Origin of the sequence: Paracoccus sp. (in: a-proteobacteria) (assembly GCF_030538655.1) — a bacterium.
In the GTDB taxonomy this organism is placed as follows: domain Bacteria; phylum Pseudomonadota; class Alphaproteobacteria; order Rhodobacterales; family Rhodobacteraceae; genus Paracoccus.
In genome coordinates, this window is sequence record NZ_JAUNTO010000010.1 from 104652 (window position 1) to 115257 (window position 10606).

Sequence of the window (10606 nt, forward strand, 5' to 3'; positions counted from 1 at the left end):
TGGGCGGCGCGGGGTCGCCCCAAGCCGTGTATTTAGACGAACAGCAAGCCGACAGGGTTATTCGGTCAGGCGATATTCGACGATTTCAGTGCGTTGCAGAATGTTGAAATTGTCGTCCGAAATCAGTGTCAGGCGCAGTCCGGTGCCGTCGTCCCAGACGCTGATGCCTTCGAGGTTGTCATATTGCAGCGGGCGCGTTTCCAGCAGCACCTGTTCGCCCGTGCCATCAAGGTTAAAGCGGCGGATGCGTGAGGAAAAGCCCAGAAGTCCGCGAAAATCCCGCTCTAGCAGGTAAAGGCGGCCATCCGGGCCGATGTCGGCCCCTGTCGGCAGGAACCGGCCCCGGCGCGGGATTGTGAAGGGCACGTCCCAGATGTCGTTTTGCCAGCGCAGCACCGGAAAGGGCTGGTCGGGGTGGCCGGATCGTTCGGGTATGGCGATGATCGCCCCGTCGGATGTGATGGCCAGCGCCTCCATTCCCGAATTTATCCGCAGATCGGCCAGCGCGCGCGGCGGCGGGATACGGCTGGCGCGCGATTGCGGGGTGGCATAGGCGGCGATACGGTCCAGCCCCTCGAAGCTGATCCAGATGGTGCCGTCAGAGGCGATGGCGATGCCTTCGGAATCGCCCAGCCGTCCGGGGGGCAGCGGATTGCCCCGGCTGTCGGTCAGATGGCTGCGGCCGGTGATGCTCAGCCCGGTGATGCGGCCATTGCCGTCGCGCTGCACCGTGCCCCAATACAGATGCGCCCGGTCGGTGACGGCGTGAAAAGCACTGCCATCCGCCGAAAGCGCGACCCCCGAAAAGCCGCCAAAATCCCGGTCGCCCGGAACGCGCCAGACATAGGTGCCGATATGATCCAGCCTTTGCGCCAATACGCCGGCGGGCAGGGCCGCCAGCGCAAAGGCGGCGATCAGCGCGCGCCAGCGACGTTGGTGCATTGGCGCGGCAGTTCGCTCAGCCGGAAAGTGCGGGGATGGCGGTAATCCGGGTCGGGGGTGCCGCGCGGGCGGGTGGACGGGTTGGCGCGATAGCGCAGCTCCTGCGCCGCCTCGCCGCAGCCGTTGTCATTGCCCGACAGTTGCGCCACCGGGGTTGCCGGATTGTTGCACGACCCGCTGTTGCAATGCAGGCGCACGTGGAAATGATAATCGTGGTTCGGCGTCGGGCGCAGCTTTTGCAGCCATGCGCCGCGATTGTTGTTCATCCGGCACATTTCCACCTTGATCGCGGCATCCAGAAAGATCCGGTCCACGCGCGGGTCCATGGCGGCGGCGCGGATCAGGGCGGCGTGGCTGGCGCTCCAGTGCCGCGACATGCCAAGGCCGTTCTGCGCCACCACCGACACCGACGAGATATTCTCGCGCTGTTGTGGTGACAGGTTCAGCGATTGCGGCGGCAGCATCCAGATGTCGGCATCCAGACCGATCTGGTGGCTGGCATGGCCCGATACCATCGGCCCGCCGCGCGGCTGCGACAGATCGCCGATATACAGCCCGGGCCAGCCGACCTGTGTGGCCGCCCGCGACAGTCCCACAAGAAAGTCGATCAGTTCGGGCTGGCCCCAGTTCCGGTTGCGCGACAGGCGCATGGCCTGCCATGTCGGCCCGGTTTCGGGCAGTTGCACATTGCCCGAGGCACAGCCGCGGGAATAGCTGCCGATGGCGCCCTTTGGTCCGGCATTGGCGCTGCGAAAGCCGCCGAACACATCCTTGGCCAGCGGGTCGGCATGGGCAGGCGGGGCGGCGGGGATAGCCAGCCCGACCAGGGCGGCAACGATCAGGGACAGTTTGCGGATCACGGGGTGTCCTCTCCTTCTGCTTTGACCCAGATTAGCAGCAACAGAGACAGCAGGAATATCACGATCAGCGGAGAGATTCCCATCCGCTGGTTGCCGGTCAGGTCGGTGGTCAGGGCAATCAGAAACGGCGCGGCAAAGGCGGTGGCCTTGCCGGACAGGGCGTAAAGGCCAAACCCTTCGGTGGCGCGTTCCTCGGTCGTGTGGCGGACCATCATCGTGCGGCTGGCCGATTGCAGCGCACCGCCTGCGCCGCCAATCGCCACACCGCAGCCAAAAAAGATCAGATCGGGCAGGGACAACCCGGCAAAAAGGGGTGCGCGCCCGACCGTCATGCCAAAGACAGTATCGCGATCCATGCTGATAACGATCAGGCAGACGCCGATCAGGATCACCGTGCAGGCGGCGATAACCGGTTTTGGCCCAAAGCGACGGTCGGCCCGCCCGCCCGCCCATGACAGGATCGTGGCCGCGATAACGCTGACGACACCAAACACCCCCGCCATAAACACCGGCCAACCCAGCACCGTCCCGGCATAAACGCTGCCGAACCCATAGAGCGCATTCAGCGCATCGCGCGACAGCATCGACGAAATCAGCCAGTTGCGCAGGCTGGTCCGGTGACGCAGCCCAAGGATCAGCGCCCACAGATCACGCAGCGCCGCACGGATGCGAACCGGCTGTCGCGACCCACGCGGTTCACGCACCCACAAAAAGAACGGCACCATAAAGACGATATACCACAGCGCGGTAAACGGTCCGACAAAGCGTGTGCCCTCGCGCCGGGCGGCATCCAGTCCCAGCACCGGGTCGATGCCGATCAGCGTCTTGCCCGAGGGTGTCTCGGCAAACAGCAGCAGCATGGCAACCAGCGCGATCAGCCCGCCCAGATAACCAAAGGCGAAACCGGAACCGGATACGCGCCCGATCTCGTCGCGTGGGGCAAGGCCGGGCAGCAGGGCGTTGGTAAAGATGGTGGCGAATTCGACGCCAATCATGCCGATGGCAAAAAACGTCACCGCCATCAGCAACGCGGGCTGGTCTGGCGACAACAGCCATAACCCGGCTGATCCGAACACGTAAAAGGCCGAAAACAGCCAGATCCACGCCATCTTGCGGCCCGAGGTATCGGCCACCGCCCCCAGAACCGGCGCCAGCAGTGCAATCACCGCGCCCGATACGGCCAGCCCATAGCCCCACAGCGCCTGCGCCTGTGCCCCGGCGGCCATCTCATCCAGCCCGGCGGCCATGAACTGCTGCCTGGCCACCTCGGCGAAATAGATCGAAAAGATAAACGTCACCAGCAGGGTGTGATAGGGCTGGCTGGCCCAGTCAAAGAACCACCATCCCCAGATACGCTTGCGGTCCATGACAGGCATCTTCTGTCCAAAAATATCCTCGGGGGTCCGGGGGTGGAAAACCCCCGGTTCAGCAGCGCCATAAGGCCCGGACGTGCCGCCGCTGTCCACCCTGTTCAATGGGTGGCGACAGCCTTTTCAGCCTCGGGTGGCAGGGCAGGGGGCCAGGGCCGGGTCGCATCGGCGGCAATCCACGCCTGCACCCAGTCGGGCAGGGCGGGGCTTTCGGGGTTTTCACCGGCGGCCTGCATCACGCGGGTGGGCGCGACGATCCCCTGATCCGAGGTGACGGCGGTGCGCACCAGCATCTGGTTGCAGCACTGACCATCCATCCACATGGATTGTTCGATGTAAAAGAACCGCTCGTCCCAGCCCATCGTCCGCGACACCATGGTAAAGCGGTGAAACAGCCGGATGCGGCGGCGATAGCGAACCGAATTGCCCGCCACGGTAATGCCCCAGCGGTTCTGGCGCAGGGTGTGGATCAGCCCGGTGCGGATCACCAGCGGAATCCGCCCCAGATCATACAAGGTCAGCGTGCGGCCGTTGTTCAGCTCGACCCAGGGGTCCAGATCCCAGGGCCAGCACATATGCGTGGAAATATGCACACCCGTCGGCGCCAGCGGCGGCGCCTTGCGGTATTTCAGCAGTTCCTTGACGTAGCGAACAAAGGGATACATGGCACACGTCCTTTCCCGCCCCGATTGGCCTGTGCGGCGCGGCGGGTCAAGCGGGGACGTGGCGGAAGGTTGACGGGGTAATCCACCATGGGTTGAATTGCATCAAAGCTGCTGATGCAAGGGGCAAGTCATGGGCTGGCTGACCAAAGAAACGATTGTGGCTGTGATAATCCCGGTGGTGCTGACCTCTTTGGGTTGGATTATGTTGTTTAACACGACATTGGCTCGCGATGATGAGCGGATCAAAGCGCTTGAGGCTCGGGCCAGTCAGTCCGGGCAAGATGTCGAGGCAAGACGCGACCTGAGATCATTGGAGGAGCGGATCAACGACACGCGCGCAACGCTGAATGATCTGACAAAAGCCGTGAATGATCTGGCAGGGATACAGGCAACGGCGGCAGCGGACAGATTGCCCGCCCGGCTGACGGTGATCGAGGGGCGGGGGCAGGAAACGGCCTCTCAACTGAACGCATTGGCCGCAGCCCTGAACGAATTGTCCGGTCGTGTAGACAGCCTTCCCCGCACCAGTTCATTTGATGATGAATGCGCGAATCTGATGAAAAACGCGGCGAATCCGCCCTCTCATGCGTTAAGCAGATATTCTTGGAACGAAAACCGGCATGAAAAGGCGGCGGATTCTTATCGTGCGATCCTTCGGGATGCGGGCTGTGCCGAAAAACCAAGAGATCGCGCCGGTCCCTGATCTCTTAACCCGCCCATTGCGCCGAATCCGCCCTTGCACTAGGTATGGCGCGATTTTCGATGAACGGACGTGATGCGATGCTGGGTGCGAATGGAAAGAAACCGCTGGTCGGGCTGGTTGGCTGGCGCGGGATGGTGGGTTCGGTCCTGATGGACCGGATGGAGGTCGAAGGCGATTTCGACCTGATCGAACCGCTGTTCTTTTCCACCTCGAACGCGGGCGGTGCCGCGCCGCGTGGCGATGCGCCTCTGGCCGATGCCTATGATCTGGGCGCTTTGTCCCGTTGTGATGCGATCATCACCTGTCAGGGCGGCGATTACACGACCGAGGTGTTCGGGCGTCTGCGGGCCGAAGGCTGGAACGGGCACTGGATCGACGCGGCCTCGACCCTGCGGATGCAGGGTGATGCCGTCATCGTGCTGGACCCGGTGAACATGGACGTCATCAAGGCCGCGATGGCGCGCGGCGGGCGCAATTGGGTCGGCGGGAACTGCACCGTGTCCTGTATGCTGATGGGCGTCGGCGCGCTGTTCAAGGCCGGGCTGGTGGAATGGATGTCCACGCAGACCTATCAGGCGGCCTCGGGTGGCGGGGCACAGCATATGCGCGAGTTGCTGACGCAATATGGCGCGCTGAACGGTTCGGTCGCTGATCTGCTGGCTGATCCGAAATCGGCGATTCTGGACATCGACCGTCAGGTTCTGGCGCGCCAGCAGGCGATGCTGGGCACGGACGAATCCAAACAATTCGGCGCGGTGCTGGGCGGATCCTTGATCCCGTGGATCGACAAGGATCTGGGCAATGGCGTGACCCGCGAAGAATGGAAGGGCATGGCCGAGACGAACAAGATCCTCGGCCTTGGCCCGGATGCGGTCGGCGGCTCGGACGCGGCGGCGATCCCGGTGGACGGGTTCTGCGTGCGCGTCGGCGCGATGCGCTGCCACAGTCAGGCGCTGACCTTCAAACTGAAACGCGACGTGCCGGTGGACGAGATCGAGGCGATGATCGCCGCCGACAATGACTGGGTGAAGGTGGTCCCGAACAACCGCGAGGATACCTTGCGCGATCTGACCCCTGTGGCCGTGACCGGCACGCTGACCATTCCGGTCGGGCGCATCCGCAAGCTGGCGATGGGGCCGGATTATGTCGGCGCGTTCACCATCGGCGATCAGTTGCTGTGGGGCGCGGCGGAACCGCTGCGCCGGATGCTGCGCATTCTGATTCAGGCATAAGGGGGCATCGCCATGGTCACGCTGTATCAGGCCCTGATGCTGATCCTGAACCTGGTCTGGTGGGTGATGATTATTCACATCATCATGTCCTGGCTGATTAACTTTCAGGTGCTGAACCTGCGTCAGCCGCTGGTCGCGCAGATCTGGGACGGGCTGACCCGTCTGCTGGAACCGATCTACACACCGATCCGTAATATGCTGCCCAATACCGGCGGTCTGGATCTGGCGCCGCTGGTCGTGTTCATCATCGTCATCATCCTGCAACGCGCGCTGGCCAATAACGCGGGCTTCTTCTACGGCTTCTGATGCCGGGCGATCTGCTGCGTCAGGTCTGGGGGTTCAGCGATTTCCGCCCCGGACAACAGGAAATCGTTCAGGCCGTGGCTGCGGATCGCGATGTGCTGGCGATCATGCCGACCGGCGGCGGCAAGTCGCTGTGCTTTCAATTGCCCGCGCTGATGCGCGAGGGGGTGACGGTTGTCGTCTCGCCGCTGATTGCGCTGATGCGCGATCAGGTCCGCGCCTTGGCCGAAGCGGGGGTGGCTGCCGGTGCCCTGACCAGCGGCAACAGTGCTGATGAAAACGACGCCACTTTGCGGGCGCTGTCAGATGGGCGACTGAAGCTGTTGTATCTGGCCCCCGAACGGCTGGCCCTGTCGGGCACCACCAGCCTGCTGCGCCGCGCCGGTGTCACTGCCATCGCCGTGGACGAGGCGCATTGCGTCAGTCAATGGGGCCATGATTTCCGCCCCGATTACCTGCGCATCGGTGATCTGCGCCGGTCGCTGAACGTGCCGCTGGCCGCCTTTACCGCCACCGCCGATCCCGAAACGCGGGCCGAGATCGTGCAGCGGCTGTTTGACGGCACCGATCCGGTAACATTCCTGCGCGGCTTTGACCGCCCCAACATCCGGCTGGAATTCCGCGCCAAGGATGGCCCGCGCCGCCAGATCCTCGATTTCGCACGGGCGCGGGCGGGGCAATCGGGCATTGTCTATTGCGCCAGCCGCGCGCGCACCGAAACACTGGCCGCCGCGCTGGAGGCCGAGGGTCTGCGCGCCACCGCCTATCACGGCGGCATGGAATCCGAGGCCCGCCGCACCGTCGAGGCGCGGTTTCAGCGCGAAGACGGTCTGATCGTGGTGGCGACCATCGCCTTTGGCATGGGCATTGACAAGCCTGACATCCGCTGGGTGGCCCATGCCGATCTGTCCAAAAGCATCGAGGCCTATTATCAGGAAATCGGTCGTGCGGGCCGTGACGGCGATCCGGCGGAAACGCTGACCTTGTTCGGCCCTGATGACATCCGCCTGCGCCGCACCCAGATCGACGAGGGGCTGGCCGATCCCACCCGCAAAGAGGCCGATCATGGACGGCTGAACGCGCTTTTGGGGCTGGCCGAGGCGATTTCCTGCCGCCGTCAGCACTTGCTGAGCTATTTCGGGGAAGACAGCGCGCCTTGCGGCAATTGCGACCTGTGTGAAACACCGCCCGTGACCTTTGACGGCACTGATCCAGTGCGGATGGCGCTGTCGGCGATGCTGCGCACCGGCGAATGGTTCGGCGCGGGGCATCTGATCGACATCCTGACCGGCACCGCCACGCCCAAGGTGCGTGAACGCGGGCACGAGGCGCTGCCGACCTTTGGCGTCGGCAAGGCGCTGTCCAAGGGCGAATGGCAGGCGGTGTTCCGGCAGATGATGGGCCGCGACCTGTGCCGCCCCGATCCGGCACGCCATGGTGCGCTGCATGTGACCGCCGCCGCTCATCCGGTTTTGCGCGGCGAAGAACAGGTCATCCTGCGCCGCGATCCGGCGGCACGGCGTGCGCTGGTGGCGGAACCCCGTGCGCTGGTCGATGACGAAGATGCGCCGCTGCTGTCCGCGCTCAAGGCCAAGCGCCGGGCTTTGGCGGAATCGGCGCGGGTGCCGGCCTATGTCGTGTTCCCTGACCGCACGCTGATCGAGATGGCGCAGGCCCGGCCGCAGAATCTGGATCAGATGGCGCGGATCAACGGTGTGGGCGCGAAAAAGCTGGAAAGCTATGGCGCGGCCTTTCTTGAGGTGATCGCCGGCGCGTCGCAGCCGATGCACCCCACGCGCCGCAAGCTGGCCGGTCGGGCCGAGGGCGATCTGTTCGACCGCCTGCTGGCCGCGCAGAACCGGCTGGCGCGCGGGGCGGACGGCACCGAAAAGCCGCTGTCCTGCACCCATTCCACTTTGCGCCTGATCGCTGAACGCAAGCCTGCCACGCTGGATCAGATGGCGCGACTGCAAGGTATGGGCGATCACAAGATCGACCGCTTTGGCGCGGCGTTTCTGGATGAAATCCGGGTGGAACAGGCCTGATGGCGCAGGCTAATTAATCTAATATCTGATAACATTAAGAAATTTTTAAGACAACGCAGGTAAAGCATAGCGAAGCCGCTGTGGTGGTGTTAGGCGCCAGCGCAGAAAACTGTTTCACAAGTGGTTAAGTCATGCGGTATCGCAAAGAAATCGACGGGCTACGCGCGTTTGCGGTGCTGCCTGTCATCCTGTTCCACGCCGGTGCGCCGGGGTTTTCGGGCGGCTATGTCGGGGTTGACGTGTTTTTCGTCATCAGCGGCTATCTGATTACCACGATCTTGCTGGGTGAACTGACGCGCGGCGATTTCTCGATCGCGCGGTTTTATGAGCGTCGGGCACGGCGCATCCTGCCGGCGCTGTTCTTTGTCATGCTGTGCTGTATTCCCTTTGCCTGGGCGTGGATGATGCCGGACGAGGCGCGGTTGTTCGGCCGCAGTCTGATTGCTGTGGTGCTGTTCGCCTCGAACATCCTGTTCTGGAAAAGCGAGGGCTATTTTTCGGTCGCGGCCGAATTCAACCCGCTGCTGCACACCTGGAGCCTGGCGGTCGAGGAACAGTTCTATCTGTTCTTCCCGCCCTTTCTGGCATTGTGCTGGCGGTTCGGGCGACAGCGGGTGTTCTGGATCGTCGTGGCGGGTGCCGCCCTGTCGCTGGCACTGGCGGAACTGATCGTGCATTCCAAACCCAGCTCGGCATTTTTCCTGTTGCCGACGCGGGTCTGGGAGTTACTGGCCGGGTCGATCTGCGCCTTTCTGCTGCAAGACCGCAGTGCCTGGCGGGTGCCTTTTGTGGGCTTTGCCGGGTTACTGATGATTCTGGTTCCGGTGGCGCTTTATGATCATGCGACGCCCTATCCCAGCCTGTGGACGGTGCCGCCGGTGCTGGGAACCGCGCTGATTATCCTGTTCGCGCCGACCGGCACCGGGACGGCGCGTTTTCTGTCGTGGCGGCCTTTCGTAGCCATCGGGCTTATCAGCTATTCCGCCTATTTGTGGCACCAGCCGGTCTTTGCCTTTGCGCGGCTGCGCTATGTCATGGATGCGCCTTTGGCGATGATGCTGGCGCTGTCGGTTCTGTCGCTGCTGCTGGCGGCCTTTAGCTGGCGTTTTATCGAACAGCCCTTCCGCGCGAGAGGGGGACTACTTCCCTCGCGGCGCAGCCTGTTTGCGGCCAGTCTTGCGGGATGCCTTGCCTTTGCACTGATTGGCGGTGGCTGGCTGATAAACGGATCGCGCACCGCGCTGATGCAGTTCGCCCGGACATCGCCAATGGATACGCATGTCTGCACCTTTGAATATGGTGTCTCGGACGCGGCATGGGAAAAATGCGAAGCCGAGCTTGCCGGAAGCCCCTATTCGGTGCTGGTCGGTGACAGCCATGCGCGATACCTTTCGCTGTCGCTGCGTGAACAGCTTGCGGCACGGGGGCAGGGGCTGGTTTCCTTTTACGCGCCGGGCTGTCTGGTCTTGCCGGGGGTTTCCGGATCCCAAGACATCCCTCGTTGTGCTGAAGTGCTGGGCGATAACGATATCTGGAAACGGGTGGCCACGCTGCATCCCGACCATATCTACCTGTTTCATCGCTGGACCAAGCACATAGATGGCACGTCTTATCGCAGTTCACACGGCGTGACAGAGCGCGCGCCAGGCCGGCCGATCCGTCTGATTGGCGATCATTCTGATGCGGTGCAGGCGCAGGCCAATCTGCGCAGTGCGATTGGCGATTTCATCGCCGGGATGGACAAGCTGACGGTGATCGGTCCCACCCCCGAGGTCGGGGCCGATGTGGTACGGCTGGCGGCACTGTTGCCGTCAAAGCTGTCCTATCCCTATGCGGATTATCAGCAACGCCATGCTGACACCGTGGCGGTGCTGCGCCGCGCCGCAGATTACTTTGACCCGACGCAGGTGCTGTGCCCAAGTGATACCGATCAGCAATGTCTGCAACAGTTGGATGGGCATCTGCTTTATACGGACGATAATCATCTCGGCAAATATGGTGCCGATCTTGTCGTATCGGCACTGCTGGCAACGCGATGAGAATCAGGCGCACCCCATCGGGTGCGCCTTTTTCGTGGCATATCTGGGCCGGGGCCAGCGTGGATTCGCCCGAATCCCGCCGCTGATTCTGCTGATTCTGGTGCCGTCCGCGTGGATCAGCCTGATCCCCGCGCGGATTGTGAAGATTTTGTCATAAAAATAATCATTGTAAATCATATGATTGCTGGAAATTTGACCGTGTGGAGGATTTTTCCCGAATTTTCTGCTTGCGGCCTTCGGCGTCAGACCCTAAATACCCCTTCACCGAACGGCGGAACACGCTGAACGGTTCGGGAAGACCTTGAAAAACAAGGGAAATCTGAAAAACCTTGGAGAGAAGGCGACTTGACGGCGCTAGGAAGTTAGCGCGGTTTGGGTTGTTTTGTTTTCCACTGCTTTTTGACATTGATGTTTTTATTGAAGGGATATGCGGGCGGTTTTGCCGAT

General features: G+C 62.7%; 10 protein-coding genes. 5 read left to right on the forward strand and 5 right to left on the reverse strand.

Features of this window, described 5'->3' with window-relative positions:
* Window positions 1–57: 57 nt before the first annotated feature.
* The 4 genes from Q4G22_RS08835 to Q4G22_RS08850 form a co-directional block, all read right to left on the reverse strand.
* Window positions 58–942 carry an esterase-like activity of phytase family protein gene (locus tag Q4G22_RS08835; protein WP_303385537.1) on the reverse strand — a complete coding sequence of 295 codons (885 nt, stop codon included), beginning with the start codon at window positions 940–942 and terminating at the stop codon, window positions 58–60.
* Window positions 915–1802: a penicillin-insensitive murein endopeptidase gene (gene mepA, locus Q4G22_RS08840; protein WP_303385538.1), complete on the reverse strand. Its 888-nt coding sequence runs from the start codon at window positions 1800–1802 to the stop codon at window positions 915–917. The genes Q4G22_RS08835 and mepA overlap by 28 nt, the downstream gene beginning before the upstream one ends.
* Window positions 1799–3169, reverse strand: a complete 1371-nt coding sequence (locus Q4G22_RS08845) for an MFS transporter (protein WP_303385539.1) — start codon at window positions 3167–3169, stop codon at window positions 1799–1801. Before Q4G22_RS08845 ends, mepA begins: the two co-directional genes overlap by 4 nt.
* A gap of 104 nt (window positions 3170–3273) precedes the next feature.
* On the reverse strand, window positions 3274–3837 hold the full coding sequence (locus tag Q4G22_RS08850; RefSeq protein ID WP_303385540.1) for a thioesterase family protein: 564 nt from the start codon (window positions 3835–3837) through the stop codon (window positions 3274–3276).
* Window positions 3838–3967: 130 nt separating this feature from the next.
* On the opposite strand from Q4G22_RS08850, the gene Q4G22_RS08855 reads away from it, so the two are divergent.
* From Q4G22_RS08855 to Q4G22_RS08875, 5 genes are all read left to right on the forward strand, one after another.
* On the forward strand, window positions 3968–4540 hold the full coding sequence (locus Q4G22_RS08855; RefSeq protein ID WP_303385541.1) for a hypothetical protein: 573 nt from the start codon (window positions 3968–3970) through the stop codon (window positions 4538–4540).
* Window positions 4541–4599: 59 nt separating this feature from the next.
* Complete coding sequence (gene asd, locus Q4G22_RS08860) at window positions 4600–5772, forward strand: aspartate-semialdehyde dehydrogenase (RefSeq protein WP_303385542.1); 1173 nt, start codon at window positions 4600–4602, stop codon at window positions 5770–5772.
* Window positions 5773–5784: 12 nt separating this feature from the next.
* Complete coding sequence (locus tag Q4G22_RS08865; RefSeq protein ID WP_303385543.1) at window positions 5785–6078, forward strand: YggT family protein; 294 nt, start codon at window positions 5785–5787, stop codon at window positions 6076–6078.
* Entirely contained in the window at window positions 6078–8120 is a 2043-nt protein-coding gene (gene recQ / locus Q4G22_RS08870) for a DNA helicase RecQ (RefSeq protein WP_303385544.1), read from the forward strand. Before Q4G22_RS08865 ends, recQ begins: the two co-directional genes overlap by 1 nt.
* A 131-nt stretch (window positions 8121–8251) precedes the next feature.
* A complete protein-coding gene (locus Q4G22_RS08875) occupies window positions 8252–10159 on the forward strand; it encodes an acyltransferase family protein (protein WP_303385545.1) in 1908 nt (635 codons plus the stop codon).
* A gap of 163 nt (window positions 10160–10322) precedes the next feature.
* Here Q4G22_RS08875 and Q4G22_RS08880 read toward each other — a convergent pair.
* Window positions 10323–10606 (reverse strand): hypothetical protein (locus tag Q4G22_RS08880; RefSeq protein WP_303385546.1); only part of this gene is annotated, 284 nt, incomplete at its 5' end.